The organism is Bacillus sp. EB106-08-02-XG196 (assembly GCF_013396335.1).
Lineage (GTDB): Bacteria > Bacillota > Bacilli > Bacillales > Cytobacillaceae > Neobacillus.
Genome location: NZ_JABWSY010000002.1, coordinates 126,495 through 143,474, shown reverse-complemented (window position 1 = coordinate 143,474; position 16,980 = coordinate 126,495). Strand labels below are relative to the sequence as shown.

The window sequence follows — 16,980 nt, the reverse complement described above, 5'->3', positions numbered from 1 at the left end:
GATTTACTCTTTCTCTCTTAACTCGCTTAATTTATATATTGTACCTCTCCACATGATTCCGCCGCGTTTAAAGGTTAGAAGGCTTGCCCGAATAATCGAATAGATAAACAGCAGGGCAGTTAAGGGTAATACTAGAAACATAGCAGGTGAAAATATCGTCAGTTTTTTTATTACTAGCAGATAATGAATACCGCTTAATAAAATATTTCCTAAGCTTAATAAGGCTACGGTTTTATCGGAAGAAAATATCGTAATAAAAGGAAGAACATTGGTAATAAAGACACCGAAAATCGCAAAAAGTACCATGCTAACCCGGTAATGTAATCCGGCAAATGTATTTTTTTCGAGTCCAACAAACGCTTCCCGTAAACTCCCGTACCATTCCACCTCAATCAGCTCTAGTGCCGTGACAATCCTTTGACGATAGCCTTCTTTTTTCATTTTCATTCCAAGCTGTAAGTCGTCATCTGGCCGCATTTTCACTCTCTCATGTGTTCCGAAACTCTGATATGCTTCTTTTGAAACCAGGTTAAAGGCACCAATTCCAGTACCAACCTTTGACTTTGGGTTATTGGCAGCCCAAGGTCGTTTAAAATAGGAAAATCCAAACATAAAAAAAGCAATAAAAGATTTTAACCAGAATGGATTCGCACTCAAGTTTGGTGCAGCAGTCAAATGGTCCAGCTCGTGCCTCTCGAAATAATGAAGCGCCTTAGCAAATGTCTCTTTATCAAACTTCACGTCCGCATCAGTAAACAATAGCCATTTTCCAGAAGCCTGAAGGAATCCTTTGTATAAGGCGTTATTTTTTCCAAGCCAGCCTTCAGGCAATTCTTCTATATGAATAACTGTAATCCGATGATCTTCCTGTTGCAGCTCATCCATTAAAAGCCCTGTGGAATCCGTTGACCGATCATTGACGAGTATCCACTCAACGTTTTTGTAAGTTTGCTCTAATTGGCTGAGGATACTAGATTTTATTTGCCCGGCTTCATTACGGGCTGCAACAATCACCGACAATAAAGGCCCATCCTCCAAGCTTTTTTCTGCCTCTAAAGCCTCTATTTTTCGTAAACCTATGAATCCGTCGATGAGAAAAACTGTCCAGACCAGGATACCCATTGAAAATAATACCGCTAGCATCTTGTAACACTTCCTAGCCTTTTTTTATCCTAGTTTAAATCAATGGAGACAAATTAGGAAGTTGGTTCGGTAATTTCTAGCTGTTCACTTAATGCTGCGCCCATTTTTTTTGATTGCGCCGTTGCTGCTTTAATACACGAAATGAACGCCTGCTGAACTTGATGTTCTTCAAGCACTTTAACCCCAGCCTCAGTTGTTCCGCCTGGGCTTGTTACATCCCTTCGTAACTGCTCAGATGATTTTGCCGAGTTTTTCACCATTTCTGCAGCTCCAATTAATGTTTGTACGATTAATTCACTTGCCATTTCCTTATCGAGTCCAACTTCTACGGCACTTTTTTCCATCGCTTCAATAAGGTAATAAATATAAGCAGGCCCGCTGCCTGAGAGTCCTGTTACAGCGTCTAGCTGCTCTTCTTCAACAAAAGTAGTTAAGCCGACAGTTCCAAAAAGATTTTTCATTAATTCAATCTGATGAGGGGTAACCCGTTCGTTTACAGCAACAGCAGTAGCTGATTTACCAACGGCAGCGGATGTATTTGGCATTGCTCTACCTATGGCAATCGGTAATCTCGCTAATGTTTCAATCGTACTCATGGAGACTCCTGCTAAAACTGAAACCACCAGCATTTTTTCATTCAGATATTCACGAATGGATTGAATAGCCGTTGCGGCATCCTTAGGCTTCATCGATAATATCACGATATCAGCGCCTGCAAACATTTCGTTTAAATCGTAGGTTGTACGAATCCCATACGTATCACCCAGCTTTTTCAGCCTCTCTGCATTTGAATTGTTCGTAACCCAAACATTTTTTCTATCAATCAAACTATTTTCAAGAATGCCTGAAATAAATGCCTCAGCCATCGAACCTGCACCGATAAATGCTAATTTTTTCATGGGAATTTCCTCCTCCAACTTCTTAATAAAATACAAAAAGACCCCTCGTCCAAAAAGGACGAAAGGTCTATGCTTCCGTGGTACCACCTTCATTAACCCCCAAACTAAAAATGCTTTAAGGGTTCACTCGACTCCGGGTAACGTCGGATTTACGTTAGGTTTTCCTAAGTGCTCATAAGGCAGGTTCAATGATAAAGAGGGCTGTGAAGTCTTTCAGCCGGTGAACTTCACTCTCTTTTGCCATTATTCATTTACTAGTCTTAGTCATCGCAATTTATTAATCAAATTTTACTAGTGATTATGCAAGATAACGGTCCTTCTGTCAAGGAATAAGTTTCTGAATTTTTTATTTATTTTAAATTTAATATGCAAAAATAATGACATTTACTTGGAAAATCGCTACACTTTACATTATATATAATTGTCAAAAAATGTTCACATTCTATTTGAAAATAATGATAGGGGTTTTTTGAATGGCAGAATGGAAGGATGGAATTGCGAAATTGACCATGCCGACTCCTTTTAAGGTCGGGGATGTTAATGCTTATTTAATAAAAGGGGATCGTCTGACACTGGTTGATGCGGGCATTAAAACGAAGGCATCCTGGAATTCTTTCAAAGCACAGCTGGCTGATTTGCATGTAAGCACGGATGATATTGAGCAGGTGATTATTACCCATCATCATGCGGATCATGTTGGGATGCTGGATTTTTTGTCTGATAAGATTGAGGTATATGGTCATCTGCTGAATGAACGATGGATTAAACCAACAGAGGCATTTTTGCAAGAGCAAGAGAATTTTTTTCGTGGACTATTTCTTGAATTTGGGTTACCACAAGAATATTTTCCGTCCCTTTCAACGTTAAGACAGTCATTCAGGTATTCTTGTAACCGTTCATTGACAGGAGAATTGGTTGAAGGAATGGTCCCGCCGGGGTTAAAGGAATGGAGTGTCATTGAGACACCTGGACATGCCCAGAGTCAAATTGCTCTATTTCGAGAAAGAGATGGAATTCTTATTGGCGGGGATTTGATTCTCGCACATATTTCACCCAATCCTCTCTTAGAGACACCAGCACTAGGCAAAAAGGAAAGACCAAGACCGCAGCTGCAGCATAATGATTCGATGAAAAAGCTGTTGTCTTATCCGATTCAGTTCGTCTACACAGGACATGGGGAGGAAGTCTTTCAATTAAGAGAACTAATTGAAAAAAGACTTCTTCATCAACATGAACGGGCGATGAAGGTTAATAATTGGCTGAAAGAAGAGCAGCAAACCGTATTTGAAATTTGCAAAACTCTTTTTCCTGCTGCGTACAAGCGTGAATTGATCTTGACCTTATCGGAAACAGTGGGACAACTTGACTATTTAGCATCTATCGGCGAGATTAGTAGTAAGGACCATCAACCTGTCCTGTATCAAGCTAGATGAGGTGTGTGTATGGCAAGGGGACAACTTAGGGATAAAAATATTGTTATTACTGGTGCATCCGGGGGAATTGGGGCTGAAATCGCCAAGAATTGTGCTGCAAGTGGTGCCAACCTTATCCTAATTGCAAGAAGCATAGAAAAGTTAAGGCTGTTGCAAACGGAATTGCAGCAAAAGCATCAAGTTAGGGTGGATGTCCATCAGTTAGACGTCTCTGATACCGACAAAGTGAAGGAAGTTTTCAGCGAAATAACAGCGAAAATAGACCATATTGATATTCTTGTGAATAATGCAGGTTTCGGTGTTTTCCGTGAAGCACATGAGGCAACCATGGACGAAATCAAAGGGATGTTTGAAGTGAATGTTGTCGGGCTGATGGCCTGTACAAGTATGGTGCTTCCTAAAATGCGTGAACGCCGTTTCGGCCATATTATTAATATCGCATCTCAGGCGGGGAAAATCGCCACGCCAAAATCAAGTGTTTATTCGGCCACCAAGCATGCGGTTCTCGGTTATACCAATTCCCTTAGAATGGAGCTTAGTGATTATAATGTTCTGGTCACATCTGTAAATCCAGGACCGATTGCAACAAACTTTTTTAACATTGCTGATGAAAAAGGCACGTATGTTAAAAATGTTCAAAAGTTTATGTTGCAGCCAGAATATGTTGCACAGAAAGTCGTGGACAGCATGCTAACGAAAACGAGAGAAATCAACCTGCCGCGCTGGATGAACATGGGCAGCGTCGTTTATGTTCTTTTTCCAAGACTTTTCGAAACAATTGGCAAAAAAGCATTTAACAAAAAGTAAAACCGCTGTTTAGCGGTTTTTTTTGTGGAGTAAATCTTTCATCCTGTTAAAAATTCGTACACTGTATCATTCACAGCTTCGTATAAATCTACAGCAGGCTGTTCGACTTTTATTTGAATAATTCGGTCTGCAAGCTCCTCTAAATCTTCACTGTTCATTGGCAGTGAATCCACCTCGGAATAATATTGTTTAAAGCAATTTTTTATCATTTTGATTATCAATTTTTTCTCCATGTACGTGCACCTCACTCACCATTATACCGTTTTTGCCTCCAGAAAAATAACCATAATCATGAAACATGTCAAAAAATTCCTATTGAATACGAACGCATATTCGCTTAAGATATGTATATAATATAGGGAACTAATGTTCGATTTTTGATATGAAGGAAGGAAAAGTCATGGTGGATTACAGCACGTTACCGCACAATCAAATTTTATGTGTTGACATGAAGAGCTTTTATGCAAGCTGTTCCGCTGTCATGCTTGGCCTTAATCCCTTGACTTGCTATCTAGCTGTGGCCGGTAACAAAGAGCGGAATGGAAGTGTTGTGCTTGCTGCTTCCCCTCGTATGAAGAAAGAATTTGGAATTAAAACAGGTTCTAGGTTATTTGAGATTCCCGATGATCCGCGAATTCAAATCGTCGAGCCGAAAATGGCAACTTATTTGCGTATTTCTACTGAAATTACCCGTCTATTTAATCGTTATGTACCAAAGGAAGCCATCCATACGTATAGCGTTGATGAAAGTTTTATCAAAGTGGATGGAGTACTGCATTTGTGGGGAGACGCCTTTACGGTTGCAGCCAAAATAAAGGATGATATTGAACGTGAATTCCAACTTCCCTGTGCAGTTGGAATTGGCCCTAATATGTTATTGTCAAAGCTTTGCCTCGATCTTGAAGCAAAGAAGCATGGAATCGCCGAATGGAAGTATGAGGATGTCCAGAGCAAGCTTTGGCATGTTTCTCCGCTAAGAGAGATGTGGGGCATCGGCCGGCGTGTCGAAAAAACATTAAATGGGATGGGCATTTTCACAGTTGGCCAGCTGGCTCGATATGATTTAGAAGCACTGGAAAAGAAATTTGGAATCATGGGCAATCAGCTTTATCATCATGCCTGGGGAGTAGACCTTTCAGACTTGGGAGCACCCCTGATTGAGGGGCAAATCAGCTTTGGAAAAAGCCAAATTCTTTTAAGAGATTATAAAGAGGAGGAAGAAATAAAGCATGTGATTTTAGAAATGTGTGAAGAAGTAGCCCGAAGAGCGAGATCTCGCCGCAAAGCCGGGAGGACAGTCAGCCTGAGTGTTGGCTATAGTCAAGACGAACTCGGCGGCGGCTTTCATCGCTCAAGAACTATCAAGCAGCCGACAAATGTAACCATGGATCTTTACCGTGTTTGTCTCGAGTTATTCCACGAACATTACACAGGAAAGACAGTAAGGCAAATTGCCATTAGTATCGGAAATATCGTTGATGACCGCGAGTTTCAGCTCGATCTTTTTGATATGGGTGCGTATAAGCGGCGGGAGCTTGGCTATGTGGTTGATTCTGTCCGCAGACGCTTTGGTTCAGGTTCCCTGCTGCGGGCTGTTTCCTATACAGCTGCCGGGACAGCTAGGCACCGGGCCACACTTGTTGGAGGACATAAGGGATAAACAGAAAAGCGTAAGTCCCTAGGCACAGGAGTTGGACAACGAAGAGAGGAGGGAGCGAATGATTCGCGACCGCGGAAGAATCAAATGGGTTTCAATGATGCTTCCCGAGCATGTTAAATTGCTCAGGGATTGGGTAAAAGAAGATCAGTATGAAGAGCAGAAAGAAATGGATGAGCAACAGCTCGAACTCATGAATGCTACCTTATCTGAAGCAATCGAATTCGACCAATTCGTAACCATTACTCATTTTCGAAATCGAAATTATGAACTTGTTATAGGAAAAATTCATTATTGGGACGAAATGACACAAAGGCTTCATATCGTCGATCACTTTGAAGAAGTACACCGCATCCCGATTGCAGCCATTGCGGATATAAGGATTACAGATGTGTAAATATTAAAAAAGAGCTGATCCATTTAAGATCCGCTCTTTTTTGAAGTTACCCAAACTATTAACGGAAGTCCGCCTTAAATTCACCAGTAATTTTTTGGCGGCCGTTATTTTCTTCAAATGATTGCTCTTGTTCTAAGTCGAAACGGTTCATAATTGGTAAATCATTGACAGAGAAGAGGTAAGAGTCTTCAGATGCAGAGTGTTCATACCAGGCCCAGTTTGGAACGACGAAGTAATCGCCTTGTTTCCAATCGAAGCGGACGCCGTTGATTACGGTGAAACCTTCACCTTTGTGTATTTGGTAAACAGTTGAGTGTGTATGGCGTAATGCTTTTGTTTGGAAACCTGCTGGTAAATGCTGCATTCTAGTGCCAAGCGTTGGGTTAGCCGATTTACCTGTAGTTGGGTTAATGTACTCGACTGCAAATCCATGGTGTGGATTTGGATCAAATTCCATCAAGCCTTTAATTCCTTCTACCGTACGATCCCATTTATAATTAGCAAGTGGAGCAACGGTGAATTTATCATCACCAACAGGGCGAACCATGCCGCCTTGATAACGAATCTCTGAAAAGTTATCTGGAATATCTGGCTGCTGTAAACCTTCTTCATAAGGTTCAAAGAAGGTACCGCCGATTGCGTAAAGAGTAGGAATATCTAAAGCATCCATCCAATACATAGGCTCTGTACCTAAATGTTCATGCCCATGCCATAAGCCCTTCGGAGTAATTAAAAAGTCGCCTTCTTCCATGAAAACACGCTGACCCTGTACAATCGTGTATGCACCCGTGCCTTCAGAAATAAAGCGCAATGCACTTTGTGAGTGACGGTGAGAGGGAGCTTTTTCACCTGGTAATAACATTTGAATAGCTGCATAAATCGTTTGAGTAGTAGATCCCCATCCCCAAGGTTCACGATAAGTTAAGCCAGGATTTTGGAAATAGATTGCACGACGTTCACCGCCGCGTTCTGGTGTGAAGATTTGAGCTGCTTCATTCATTTTCTTTTTCAATAATTCACTGCTCCAAAGATAAGCTTGTGCTTGAGGCTTTGGATTTTTGTGCATAATTGCAGGAATTGCTTCCCAAAGTGGACCTAAGTTGTATTGTTGAATATCTCTCGTGTAATCGGTTACAACGGAGCTTTTCATAAACTCTTGAACTTCTGGATTTACTTCAGCCATTTCACATTCCCCTTTACTATTGAAAATTTATAGAAAAAAGGGGGAGCAGCGTATTGCTGCTTGACCCCTTACAATGCCTAATTAAACAGTGACTGCCGCTTCTGTTGCCTTTACTTTATTTTCAAGTGCACCAATTTGGTCAATCTCAATTCGAACTACGTCTCCATCTTTTAAGAATTGCGGAGGATTCATAGCAACCCCAACCCCCCCAGGAGTTCCTGTTAATACGACATCTCCAGGCTCTAGTGTCATTAGATTAGATAAGAAAGATACTAATTTTTGAACGGAGAATACTAGATTAGCAGTATTCGTTTTTTGACGGACTTCCCCATTTACTTTAAGTACAACATCTAAGCCGGATGGATTTTGTAATTCATCAGAAGTTACTAAATATGGTCCCATTGGTGCACTGCCGTCTACTGTTTTTCCTTGTAACCATTGAAGAGTGCGTCGTTGAATGTCACGATAAGTTACATCATTTGTAATGGTATAACCTGCTACATAATCTAATGCATCTTCTTCTGCAACATTGCGTGCTTGTTTGCCAACAACAAAAGTAAACTCTGCTTCATAGTCAAGCTGGTCAGAAATTGGATAGTGTGGAATATCGTCCTCAGGCCCTAAAATGGTATTAGCAAATTTCGCGAAAATAACTGGGTTCGATGGGAGCGCGCGGCCCATTTCTAAAATGTGCTCACGGTAGTTATGACCCACACAAATAATTTTTCCTGGTTTTTGAACAGGTGCTTCTACCTTAACTTCCTCGAGTGTGTAAATTGCTTTTTTATCGAAGCTTTCAGGATTAGCGAGAATGAAATCGATTGCATTTTGAGCTAGTTCCAGCGATTCTTTACCACCTTGGTATAACTCATCCGTATTTTCTGGTACATATGCTTTTGCAATTGCTTCGTATCGGTACTTTCCTTCTGCTTTTAACTGTGCTTGATAAGCATAGTTTAAGTCGATTACTTTGTTATCAATGATTGCCCCTGCACGTGTGTGTCCAGCGACAGTAAAATTAATAAGTTTCATGGTTGTCCTCCTTGATTTCACTAATTATGAAATTAGTTCACTATTTATAAAAAATATTAAAAGATTTCAAAAGGATTGTCAATATTATTTATTTTCAGAAAAGGGTGATTTTTTTGTTGACGAAACACTGAAAAATGATTTAATGTTTTCTTATCAGGTAACTAAGTTCTCTATTTGTGGAAGACAATAACTTGATCAAGGGGGAAATGTCAATGACTAATGTAAGCGACATCATTATAGTAGGTGGAGGAATCGGTGGTTTAGCAGCAGCATTATCAATTCAAGAAACAGGTAAATCAGTAGCCGTTTTTGAGCAAGCACCTGAATTTGGTGAAGTGGGTGCAGGGATCCAGTTAGCACCAAATGCGTTAGAAGTTTTAGACCGTTTAGGTGTAAAGGAAGAAATCTTAAAGCATGCGGTAGTACCAAAACGTCTGGTACTAAAAGATGTATATACAGCAAAAGAATTAGCAACTCTTGATTTAGGGGAAGGTTTCCAAAAAGAATTCGGTCAGCCCTATATCGTATTGCATCGCTCTGACTTACACAGAGTTCTTTATGAAGCATGTCAAAAAAGCAGTAATATCAAATTCTTTACAAACCAAATGATTCAAACGGCAGAACAAAATGGTGATACGGTAACAATTGTTAACCAAAATGGTGAAACGTTTAGTGCAGAAGCAGTTATTGGTGCGGATGGGGTAAAATCAAACATGCGTAAGCAGCTAGTTGATGATAATCCAGTAAACTCTGCATATGTAGCTTACCGTGGGACGATTCCAATCGAAGAAGTGGCTAGTACTGCAAATTTAGACTTAGATGATGTTATCATGTGGATTGGACCAAACCTGCACATGGTGCAATACCCAGTTCGACGTGGAGAGCTTTACAACCAAGTAGTAGTATTTAAATCATATGATGCTAATGTAGAAGACTGGGGAACTCCAGAAGAAATGACACGCCGTTTTGAAAATTGTCATCCAAAAGTTGAGAACGCTTTAACTTACATTAACCGACAATTCCGTTGGCAGATGTATGACCGTGAACCAATCGACAATTGGACAAATGGCAACATTACGCTATTAGGAGATTCTGGTCATGCTATGCTTCAATATTTAGCCCAAGGCGGCGTTCAAGCACTCGAAGATGCATTTGTATTAGGTGAGAAGTTAAAAGAACGTAAAACCTATGAAGAAGCATTTAAAGCATACCAAGATATTAGGATTCCACGTTCCGCAATGGTACAAGGATCAGCTCGCAGATGGGGAGAAATTATTCATGCTGAGGATCCAACTGCACTAGCACTTCGTAACTTTATTTTCGAACATCACAAACCAACTGATTACAATGTTGTTGATTTCCTATATGGATATTTCAAGAAAAATTATGAACGTGTAAATTGCTAATGAAAATAAAACGCGTTAGAGCTGGCTCTAACGCATTTTTAAATTTTTGTTTTAAGTGAATTGAAGGAGGACGTAAACGATGGCAACGGCAGTACTGAATGAAAAATTAGAAGTATTTAAAAAGAGTATAGATGATATTACAACGGTATTGAAAAAAACGGATGAGGCTGCACTTTATGTGAAACCATCTGAAACAGAATGGTCCGCAATGCAAATAGTTTCTCATGTTTTAGAAGCTGTAGATTTTTGGGTTGATGATTTGGAAGCACTACTAGTGGTTCCAGGAGCAAAATGGGGACGTAATCACGAACATGTACGTCGTTTAGCTGCTGTAGATGAAAACGTTGTATTTCGAATTAAGAAAGAGGATGCCATCACTGCGCTACAAAACTTAGTCCCGAAAGTAGAGAAAGCTCTTGTAAAAGTGGAAGAAGAGGATTTAGTAAAAACAGCACCAAGCTATAATCCAAACTTTGACGGAAAACCTTTATCATTTTTAGTCGACCATTTAATCGTTAAGCATGTAACGGGACATTACGGGCAACTCGTTCGTCATTTAGAAAAAGTTCAGTAAGTTGAAAAAATATAGTACTCAAAAAAGGACTCCTTTGAGGAAGTCCTTTTCTGTTGTTTGCATTAATCCTCTTTTACAACTCGCACTTGAGAGTCAAATTTCCCTTTATGAGAACCATCGCAAAAAGGTTTGTTGTTGGAAAGCCCGCAACGGCAAAGAGAAAAGGCAGGCTTTGTTTCCATTACATTTCCAGCTCCATCCAGCAATTCCACCTCACCAGTAATCCGCAGTGAACCATTATCATTTACTTTAATTTGAATCTTCGACATCTCCTGACACTCCTTTAAAAGTATTATTTTCAGAATATATTGAATAGTGGGGAAGCGCAAGCAATCAAAAACAATAGCTGCAATAAAAAATTATGTTACAATCATCGTATGTCAACTGGGGGGAGTTTTAAACATGGAGATTATGATAACTGCTGCAGCAACTGAGAAACTTAATAAACGAATTAATGGCCGTGAAGGCTATTTGAAACTAAAGTATGACACAGAGGATTGCGGATGTGCCGTAAACGGTGTAATCGCCTTGTGGTTTGTACCGGAACTTGATGCTGACGATATTACGTTCGAGACAAATGGACGAAACATTTATATAGAAAAGTCAAAAACAGTTTTCTTTGATGAAAAGATGACAATTGATTTTTCAATTGCAAGTAATACCTTTCAACTAAAAAGTCCACAGCAAATCTTAAACGGATACATGAGTTTTGTTGTGACAGAAAAAGCAGACTGACCCACTTGGGCAGTCTGTTTTTTCGAAACGCAGATAAAAAGAAATTCTATCATGTGTTTATGCATTCTCAACGTATTTAGACAAAAATTTATCAATGACTCTGCGATAATCATCAGGATTTTCGTTAAAAGACTGAGCATGGCGGCCCTTTGCAGCGAGATAAAGCATTTTTGGACCTTGCTTTTTCTCATATAATTCCTTCGTCATGGCTGGAAGAATAAAATCATCGTTTTCGCTGTGAATAAAAAGAATAGGATGTTTAATATTTTCAATAACTGAGATGGGTGAGACATGACGGATCGAATATTTTTCACGAAAGCGTAAAATAAAATCTGCAATCGGAATTAACAGCGATGGAATCATCTTGTATTCTTTTTTGAGTTGATAAGAAAGCTGCTCTTTCAGGTCAGAGAACGGGCAGTCTGCAATATAAAAATCAGCACCATCCTCAAGCATTCCAGCATACAACAGCATCGTAGCCGCTCCCATTGATTCACCATGGATACCGAGTGTAAGAGTCGGTCCCTTCTCCTTTTTCAACCAATCAATAACAGCTTTTAAATCAAACTTTTCATAGTGACCAAAGCTGGTTGTTTTTCCCCCAGACTCTCCGTGGCGCCGATGGTCGTAAATGATGGCATTAAATCCTCGCTCTAAAAAAAGATTCATATATTTTATTGAATTAATTTTTGTTTCTGTCACACCATGGGAGATAATCACATAGCGATTGGACTCGTGCGGCTCAACCAGCAGAGCTTTTATAGGATAGCCGAAGGGTGACTCAATGATTACCTCGCGTTTAGGAAGTGACTCGAAATGTTCGGGAATGAATCTCCCCGCTTCCTGTTCACGCTGTACAATAAATTGCTCATCCTTCTTCTTCATATACATAAGCCGATTAGTAAAATAAAAACCTAAAGAAAATGTAAATAAGAATGAAAGTAAAAGAGCTCGTAACGCTTTTCTCACAAATACACCTCCAAAAGGTCCTCGAATAGTAATTATTTGGTAACATTGGCTTTTATTTTAACATAGGAAAAGCCGCTAACTCCATGTAGCGGCTTATGAAAAATATAATTATGTCTAGCTCCAGCGCCTAGAGGCTCGGGGTCATAAGCATGTCTAGTTGCGGCTCCTTGGGACTCGAGCAATAAGCCGCCCCCTGAAGAAGGCAAAAAACGCCTTCATGCAGGGTTCGTCTTATTGCTTCGTCCCAGAGCAGTCGTCTCCACTTTTCTAACAATCCGTCAAGAAGGTTAAAAAGCAACCTTCTCGCCGGCTCGTCTTATGCCTGTCGCCTCTGAGCAAGGCGCTTCCGCTTTTCTTATTGCTCAGCATTTTGTCTCTTAGTAGGATGAATTGCTTTTTCTATTTCCTCGGCAGAAATCATTCGCTTTCCTGTACCTGCAGATTCGGCGTAATCCTTACCTTTTTGGCTGAATCCTTTATCTCGTTTTTGGCTCATAATCGTCAGACTCCCTTCGAAGTGGTTTCATTTAATAAGGTGCTTATATGGGAGCTTGATTATTCATGTTAAAAAACTATAACGGTTGGGCAAGAGGCTTGAAATAGCCGCTTTCAATCTGACTCTATAGAGGAGGGAGGAAGGAAGGAAGATTTCATTTCTAGAGGTATTAAATTCTAAAAAGTCAAAAATAAATGAAATTTTGACAAAATAAGAGGATTTTCTGTGTCCGGGCTCGAAATAGTATAAGGTAATAATACATAAAAGGAGAGATAAAAAATGAGCCAAACAGAAGTAGTAATTGTTAGTGCAGTACGTACAGCATTAGGAAGTTTTAACGGAAGCTTAAAAAATGTATCAGCACCTGAATTAGGGGCAACTGTTATCAAGGGAGCACTCGAACAAGCAGGCATAAAACCAGAACAAGTGGACGAAGTTATTTTAGGAAATGTGCTGCAGGCTGGTCTTGGTCAAAACCCTGCAAGACAGGCTGCTATCAGAGCAGGAATACCTGAAAGTGTTTCCTCAATGACAATCAATAAAGTCTGCGGATCAGGATTAAAGGCTGTTCACCTGGCGACTCAGGCAATTCTAGCAGGGGATGCTGAAATTATTGTTGCTGGTGGAATGGAGAACATGAACCAAGCTCCTTACATATTAAAAAATGCCCGTGAAGGCTTTAAAATGGGTGATCAAAAATTAATAGATACTATGACTAGCGACGGATTGACTTGTGTTTTTAATCAATATCATATGGGAATTACAGCTGAAAACTTGGCAGAAAAATATTCCATTACGAGGGAAGAGCAGGATCAATTCTCTGCATGGAGTCAAGAGAAGGCTGTTAAGGCAATTGAGGAAGGTAAGTTTAAAGATGAGATTGTCCCTGTTGTCATTCCTCAGCGCAAAGGAGATCCAATTGTTTTTGATACGGATGAGTATCCGAAAAAGGGCAGCACAGCCGAAAAACTTGCCGGATTACGTCCAGCCTTCAAAAAAGATGGCAGTGTAACAGCTGGAAATGCATCCGGAATCAATGATGGAGCAGCAATTTTAGTTGTGATGAGCAGGAAAAAAGCGGACGAACTAGGGATAAAGCCATTAGTAGTGATTAAAGGAAATGCAAGTGCTGGTGTTGATCCAAGCATTATGGGAATCGGTCCAGTTCCAGCGGTAAAAAAGGTTTTGGAAAAAACGTCTATTTCTATGGAAGAACTCGAGTTAATTGAAGCGAATGAGGCATTTGCTGCCCAATCACTGGCTGTTGACCGTGAACTTCATTTTAATAAAGAAATATTAAATGTTAATGGCGGTGCGATTGCACTTGGTCACCCAATTGGCGCAAGCGGTGCAAGAATTCTTGTAACGCTGATTCATGAAATGAAACGGAGAAACGCACAAAAGGGATTGGCAACACTTTGTATTGGCGGCGGTCAAGGGGTAGCAACGATCGTTGAGCTAGCGTAAAGCTTAAAAATGAGGGGAGAACAAGCACGATGAAGAAAATTAGTACATCCTTCCAGGAAGCGGTCGCGGATATACAAGATGGAGCCACGTTGATGGTCGGCGGTTTTGGTTTGTGCGGAATTCCTGAAAATCTAATCTTAGCGTTGGTAGATAAAGGAGTAAAGGATTTAACTGTCATTTCGAATAACTGCGGAATTGATGATTGGGGCCTTGGGCCGCTTTTGAAAAATAAACAGATTAAGAAAATGATAGGCTCCTACGTAGGAGAGAATAAAGAGTTTGAGAGACAGGTTTTAGCAGGCGAGCTTGAAGTAGAACTGACACCACAAGGCACGTTAGCGGAAAAAATAAGAGCAGGCGGTGCGGGAATTCCGGCATTCTATACTCCTGCAGGGGTAGGAACACCGATTGCCGATGGTAAGGAAACAAAGGTCTTTAATGGTAGAGAGTATCTGCTAGAGGAGGCGTTGACTGCTGATTTCAGCCTTGTTCGGGCGTGGAAGGGCGACAAGATGGGAAATCTCGTTTATCACAAAACAGCAAGAAACTTTAATCCGATGATTGCTGCAGCCGGAAAGGTAACGATTGCTGAAGTGGAAACACTCTGTGAAATCGGGGAACTTGATCCGAACTTTATTCACACACCGAGTGTTTACGTTCAGATGATAATAGAAGGCAAGCAGGAAAAAAGGATTGAGCGAATGACAGTTACAAAATAGATTGCTGGAAGGAGAAAGTACCAATGGTCTCAGTTAGAGAGAGAATTGCAATAAGGGCAGAGAAAGAAATCGAAGACGGTTTTTATGTGAACTTAGGAATTGGGATGCCAACGCTGGTAGCTAATTTTATATCCGAAAATAAGCAGGTTGTTCTGCAATCGGAGAATGGATTACTTGGAATTGGTCCTTATCCAACGGAGGAAGAAGTCGATCCTGATTTAATAAACGCTGGAAAAGAGACGGTAACTGCCATTAGTGGTGCATCCTATTTCGATAGTGCTGAATCATTTGCGATGATTCGCGGCGGACATATCAATTTGGCTATCCTAGGAGGCATGGAGGTTTCTGAGAATGGAGACCTCGCAAACTGGATGATACCTGGTAAAATGATTAAGGGAATGGGCGGTGCGATGGATCTTGTCCATGGAGCTCAGAAAATCATTGTCATTATGGAGCATGTAAACAAGCGCGGCGAATCAAAAATATTAAAAGAATGCACACTGCCGTTAACCGGAAAAGGTGTCGTTCATCGAATTATCACCGAACGGGCGGTAATGGATGTAACTCAATCAGGATTAAGGCTTGTTGAAGTTGCCTCAGGGTATACAGTTGACGATGTTGTGAACTCAACAGAAGCTTCCTTGGCAGTGGATGAAAACGTAGTTCTCGAAGCTTATTAAGAAAGTCCAGCAGGCTGTTTATCATAACAGCCTGTTTTTTCTATTGGCTGTGTAACACAAATCAACAGCCCAATTTAACACAGCCTTTCTATTATAATGCTATAATACATATGAAATCATGAAACATGGGGGAGTTTAGGATGAAAAAGAAATCGAAACAAAAAAATCAATCTAAACCAAAAAAAGAAGAAACAGCGGTAACGCTTAAAGATATGATCAATCCAGAATTAATCAAACAGTTAAAAGAACAGCAGGACCAGCTCAAGGCAGCAGAAGAGCGTAAGAAAGAAGCAGAAGAGCAACGGAAACGAGAAGAACGCCGTTTAAAAGAGAAAAATAAATCTTTCGAAGAGCTGCTCAACGAGAGCGGCATGAACTGGAAGGAATTTAAATAGGAGACCAAATCGGTCTCCTGTTTAACGATGTTCTTTATAAAATGCTGCCTTAGAAAATGTTTTTATCAGAGCTATTTCATCTTCGGTTAAAGACTGGCTATTAATAGCGTGGGAATTGGCTCTTACTTGTTCTGGACTACTGGCTCCGGCAATGACCGAGGCAACAGCAGGATGTGCCAAATTGTATTGAAACGCTATTTCAGTAAATGAGCGGTCACCTGCTAGCTTGTCCTTTAGGGCTGGTAAGACATGAAGAAGCTCTTCCTGACTATAGTCTTGATATCCTTTCTGTGACACCTTTTTGAGCATTTTATCGGTTAGAAGTCCTTTTGCGAGAGGACCACGGGTTACTGCACTAACTCCATGCTCATCCAGAAATGGCAAAGCTTCCTCCTCTGCACGGCGGTCCAAAATACTATATTGCATCATCACAGAAACAAGATAAGACTTTTTTACATACTCACGAATGACATTTGGGCGTATGGAGGAGATTCCATAATAGCGAATAAGTCCCTCCGCCTTTAATTCTTCAAAAGCCTCTATCACATCATCAATCCGATCCTCAATTGTCCCGCCGTGTAGCTGGTATAGGTCAATATAATCGGTGCCAAGTCGTTTCAAGCTTTGTTTGACTGCTTCCTTAATGTACGATTTGGACGGATCCCAAGACCAGCCTGATTTGTCGGATTTCCAACGGTTTCCAACCTTTGTTGCAATAATTACATTATCACGAACTTCCTTTAAAGCTGTCCCAATGATTTTTTCATTTTCACCAAAATCATATAAATCTGCAGTGTCAAAATAATTTATTCCTTCTTCCAATGCAGCCTCGATAATCTCTCTAGCTGCTTTCTCCTCTATGCCAATCGACATACAGCCTAAGCCTAATTCCGTAACCCATAAATCTGAGTTTCCCAGTTTTCTCTTTTTCAAAAGTATCACCCCGTCCTTTCTATAATTTTAATAAAGTCCGGGGAAGACTACAAAT

21 protein-coding genes and 1 other annotated feature are annotated in these 16,980 nt (G+C 40.4%); of the genes, 11 read left to right on the top strand and 10 right to left on the bottom strand.

Features of this window, described 5'->3' with window-relative positions; genetic code table 11:
- Positions 1-3 precede the first annotated feature (3 nt).
- Complete coding sequence (locus MLOOGBEN_RS04245) at positions 4-1,143, bottom strand: glycosyltransferase family 2 protein (RefSeq protein ID WP_179157026.1); 1,140 nt, start codon at positions 1,141-1,143, stop codon at positions 4-6.
- A gap of 53 nt (positions 1,144-1,196) precedes the next feature.
- Positions 1,197-2,042, bottom strand: coding sequence for a pyrroline-5-carboxylate reductase (gene proC / locus MLOOGBEN_RS04240; protein WP_179157025.1), 846 nt, complete (start codon positions 2,040-2,042; stop codon positions 1,197-1,199).
- A 51-nt stretch (positions 2,043-2,093) separates the two neighbouring features.
- Positions 2,094-2,319 (bottom strand) — a binding site (T-box leader).
- Positions 2,320-2,515: 196 nt separating this feature from the next.
- Here proC and MLOOGBEN_RS04235 point away from each other — a divergent pair.
- Both MLOOGBEN_RS04235 and MLOOGBEN_RS04230 read left to right on the top strand, forming a co-directional pair.
- A complete protein-coding gene (locus tag MLOOGBEN_RS04235; RefSeq protein WP_179157024.1) occupies positions 2,516-3,475 on the top strand; it encodes an MBL fold metallo-hydrolase in 960 nt (319 codons plus the stop codon).
- 9 nt (positions 3,476-3,484) lie between these two features.
- Positions 3,485-4,282, top strand: a complete 798-nt coding sequence (locus MLOOGBEN_RS04230; RefSeq protein WP_179157023.1) for an SDR family NAD(P)-dependent oxidoreductase — start codon at positions 3,485-3,487, stop codon at positions 4,280-4,282.
- 38 nt (positions 4,283-4,320) lie between these two features.
- On the opposite strand, the gene MLOOGBEN_RS04225 is transcribed toward MLOOGBEN_RS04230, so the two are convergent.
- Positions 4,321-4,515, bottom strand: coding sequence for a YqzH family protein (locus tag MLOOGBEN_RS04225; RefSeq protein WP_179157022.1), 195 nt, complete (start codon positions 4,513-4,515; stop codon positions 4,321-4,323).
- 167 nt (positions 4,516-4,682) lie between these two features.
- Between MLOOGBEN_RS04225 and MLOOGBEN_RS04220 the strand changes: the two genes are divergently transcribed.
- Positions 4,683-5,942, top strand: a complete 1,260-nt coding sequence (locus MLOOGBEN_RS04220; protein ID WP_179157021.1) for a Y-family DNA polymerase — start codon at positions 4,683-4,685, stop codon at positions 5,940-5,942.
- Between the two features lie 58 nt (positions 5,943-6,000).
- On the top strand, positions 6,001-6,336 hold the full coding sequence (locus MLOOGBEN_RS04215) for a YolD-like family protein (RefSeq protein ID WP_179157020.1): 336 nt from the start codon (positions 6,001-6,003) through the stop codon (positions 6,334-6,336).
- 58 nt (positions 6,337-6,394) lie between these two features.
- Here MLOOGBEN_RS04215 and MLOOGBEN_RS04210 read toward each other — a convergent pair whose 3' ends face one another.
- Together MLOOGBEN_RS04210 and MLOOGBEN_RS04205 are read right to left on the bottom strand one after the other, a co-directional pair.
- On the bottom strand, positions 6,395-7,519 hold the full coding sequence (locus MLOOGBEN_RS04210) for a cupin domain-containing protein (RefSeq protein WP_179157019.1): 1,125 nt from the start codon (positions 7,517-7,519) through the stop codon (positions 6,395-6,397).
- Between the two features lie 81 nt (positions 7,520-7,600).
- Complete coding sequence (locus MLOOGBEN_RS04205; protein ID WP_179157018.1) at positions 7,601-8,551, bottom strand: fumarylacetoacetate hydrolase family protein; 951 nt, start codon at positions 8,549-8,551, stop codon at positions 7,601-7,603.
- A 212-nt stretch (positions 8,552-8,763) separates the two neighbouring features.
- Between MLOOGBEN_RS04205 and MLOOGBEN_RS04200 the strand changes: the two genes are divergently transcribed.
- A complete protein-coding gene (locus tag MLOOGBEN_RS04200; protein ID WP_179157017.1) occupies positions 8,764-9,957 on the top strand; it encodes an FAD-dependent monooxygenase in 1,194 nt (397 codons plus the stop codon).
- 79 nt (positions 9,958-10,036) lie between these two features.
- Positions 10,037-10,531, top strand: coding sequence for a DinB family protein (locus MLOOGBEN_RS04195; protein ID WP_179157016.1), 495 nt, complete (start codon positions 10,037-10,039; stop codon positions 10,529-10,531).
- 62 nt (positions 10,532-10,593) lie between these two features.
- On the opposite strand, the gene MLOOGBEN_RS04190 is transcribed toward MLOOGBEN_RS04195, so the two are convergent.
- A complete protein-coding gene (locus MLOOGBEN_RS04190) occupies positions 10,594-10,800 on the bottom strand; it encodes a CDGSH iron-sulfur domain-containing protein (RefSeq protein WP_179157015.1) in 207 nt (68 codons plus the stop codon).
- Positions 10,801-10,933: 133 nt separating this feature from the next.
- On the opposite strand from MLOOGBEN_RS04190, the gene MLOOGBEN_RS04185 reads away from it, so the two are divergent.
- Positions 10,934-11,266 carry an iron-sulfur cluster biosynthesis family protein gene (locus MLOOGBEN_RS04185; protein ID WP_179157014.1) on the top strand — a complete coding sequence of 111 codons (333 nt, stop codon included), beginning with the start codon at positions 10,934-10,936 and terminating at the stop codon, positions 11,264-11,266.
- Positions 11,267-11,323: 57 nt separating this feature from the next.
- Here MLOOGBEN_RS04185 and MLOOGBEN_RS04180 read toward each other — a convergent pair whose 3' ends face one another.
- The 3 genes from MLOOGBEN_RS04180 to MLOOGBEN_RS04170 form a co-directional block, all read right to left on the bottom strand.
- The gene (locus MLOOGBEN_RS04180; RefSeq protein WP_179157013.1) at positions 11,324-12,235 is read right to left on the bottom strand and encodes an alpha/beta hydrolase; all 912 of its coding nucleotides are present in this window, start codon (positions 12,233-12,235) and stop codon (positions 11,324-11,326) included.
- A gap of 32 nt (positions 12,236-12,267) precedes the next feature.
- Complete coding sequence (locus tag MLOOGBEN_RS04175; protein WP_179157012.1) at positions 12,268-12,417, bottom strand: hypothetical protein; 150 nt, start codon at positions 12,415-12,417, stop codon at positions 12,268-12,270.
- Positions 12,418-12,590: 173 nt separating this feature from the next.
- Complete coding sequence (locus MLOOGBEN_RS04170; RefSeq protein WP_179157011.1) at positions 12,591-12,731, bottom strand: hypothetical protein; 141 nt, start codon at positions 12,729-12,731, stop codon at positions 12,591-12,593.
- A 279-nt stretch (positions 12,732-13,010) separates the two neighbouring features.
- Between MLOOGBEN_RS04170 and MLOOGBEN_RS04165 the strand changes: the two genes are divergently transcribed.
- The 4 genes from MLOOGBEN_RS04165 (at position 13,011) to MLOOGBEN_RS04150 (ending at position 15,992) form a co-directional block, all read left to right on the top strand.
- On the top strand, positions 13,011-14,198 hold the full coding sequence (locus tag MLOOGBEN_RS04165; RefSeq protein WP_179157010.1) for an acetyl-CoA C-acetyltransferase: 1,188 nt from the start codon (positions 13,011-13,013) through the stop codon (positions 14,196-14,198).
- Between the two features lie 29 nt (positions 14,199-14,227).
- Positions 14,228-14,917 carry a CoA transferase subunit A gene (locus tag MLOOGBEN_RS04160; RefSeq protein ID WP_179157009.1) on the top strand — a complete coding sequence of 230 codons (690 nt, stop codon included), beginning with the start codon at positions 14,228-14,230 and terminating at the stop codon, positions 14,915-14,917.
- 23 nt (positions 14,918-14,940) lie between these two features.
- A complete protein-coding gene (locus tag MLOOGBEN_RS04155; RefSeq protein WP_179157008.1) occupies positions 14,941-15,597 on the top strand; it encodes a CoA transferase subunit B in 657 nt (218 codons plus the stop codon).
- 140 nt (positions 15,598-15,737) lie between these two features.
- Positions 15,738-15,992, top strand: a complete 255-nt coding sequence (locus MLOOGBEN_RS04150) for a YqkE family protein (RefSeq protein ID WP_179157007.1) — start codon at positions 15,738-15,740, stop codon at positions 15,990-15,992.
- A 21-nt stretch (positions 15,993-16,013) separates the two neighbouring features.
- Here MLOOGBEN_RS04150 and MLOOGBEN_RS04145 read toward each other — a convergent pair whose 3' ends face one another.
- Positions 16,014-16,925 carry an aldo/keto reductase gene (locus MLOOGBEN_RS04145; protein ID WP_179157006.1) on the bottom strand — a complete coding sequence of 304 codons (912 nt, stop codon included), beginning with the start codon at positions 16,923-16,925 and terminating at the stop codon, positions 16,014-16,016.
- Positions 16,926-16,980: the final 55 nt, after the last annotated feature.

What these genes read in the sequence shown, in the direction of transcription:
- MLOOGBEN_RS04200 (WP_179157017.1), top strand. Translation starts at nt 8,764, where the DNA reads ATGACTAATGTAAGCGACATCATTATAGTAGGTGGAGGAATCGGTGGT.
- MLOOGBEN_RS04235 (WP_179157024.1), top strand. Translation starts at nt 2,516, where the DNA reads ATGGCAGAATGGAAGGATGGAATTGCGAAATTGACCATGCCGACTCCT.
- MLOOGBEN_RS04210 (WP_179157019.1), bottom strand. Translation starts at nt 7,519, where the DNA reads ATGGCTGAAGTAAATCCAGAAGTTCAAGAGTTTATGAAAAGCTCCGTT.
- MLOOGBEN_RS04205 (WP_179157018.1), bottom strand. Translation starts at nt 8,551, where the DNA reads ATGAAACTTATTAATTTTACTGTCGCTGGACACACACGTGCAGGGGCA.
- MLOOGBEN_RS04245 (WP_179157026.1), bottom strand. Translation starts at nt 1,143, where the DNA reads ATGCTAGCGGTATTATTTTCAATGGGTATCCTGGTCTGGACAGTTTTT.
- proC (WP_179157025.1), bottom strand. Translation starts at nt 2,042, where the DNA reads ATGAAAAAATTAGCATTTATCGGTGCAGGTTCGATGGCTGAGGCATTT.
- MLOOGBEN_RS04230 (WP_179157023.1), top strand. Translation starts at nt 3,485, where the DNA reads ATGGCAAGGGGACAACTTAGGGATAAAAATATTGTTATTACTGGTGCA.
- MLOOGBEN_RS04220 (WP_179157021.1), top strand. Translation starts at nt 4,683, where the DNA reads ATGGTGGATTACAGCACGTTACCGCACAATCAAATTTTATGTGTTGAC.
- MLOOGBEN_RS04155 (WP_179157008.1), top strand. Translation starts at nt 14,941, where the DNA reads ATGGTCTCAGTTAGAGAGAGAATTGCAATAAGGGCAGAGAAAGAAATC.
- MLOOGBEN_RS04225 (WP_179157022.1), bottom strand. Translation starts at nt 4,515, where the DNA reads ATGGAGAAAAAATTGATAATCAAAATGATAAAAAATTGCTTTAAACAA.
- MLOOGBEN_RS04185 (WP_179157014.1), top strand. Translation starts at nt 10,934, where the DNA reads ATGGAGATTATGATAACTGCTGCAGCAACTGAGAAACTTAATAAACGA.
- MLOOGBEN_RS04160 (WP_179157009.1), top strand. Translation starts at nt 14,228, where the DNA reads ATGAAGAAAATTAGTACATCCTTCCAGGAAGCGGTCGCGGATATACAA.
- MLOOGBEN_RS04165 (WP_179157010.1), top strand. Translation starts at nt 13,011, where the DNA reads ATGAGCCAAACAGAAGTAGTAATTGTTAGTGCAGTACGTACAGCATTA.
- MLOOGBEN_RS04195 (WP_179157016.1), top strand. Translation starts at nt 10,037, where the DNA reads ATGGCAACGGCAGTACTGAATGAAAAATTAGAAGTATTTAAAAAGAGT.
- MLOOGBEN_RS04150 (WP_179157007.1), top strand. Translation starts at nt 15,738, where the DNA reads ATGAAAAAGAAATCGAAACAAAAAAATCAATCTAAACCAAAAAAAGAA.
- MLOOGBEN_RS04215 (WP_179157020.1), top strand. Translation starts at nt 6,001, where the DNA reads ATGATTCGCGACCGCGGAAGAATCAAATGGGTTTCAATGATGCTTCCC.
- MLOOGBEN_RS04190 (WP_179157015.1), bottom strand. Translation starts at nt 10,800, where the DNA reads ATGTCGAAGATTCAAATTAAAGTAAATGATAATGGTTCACTGCGGATT.
- MLOOGBEN_RS04170 (WP_179157011.1), bottom strand. Translation starts at nt 12,731, where the DNA reads ATGAGCCAAAAACGAGATAAAGGATTCAGCCAAAAAGGTAAGGATTAC.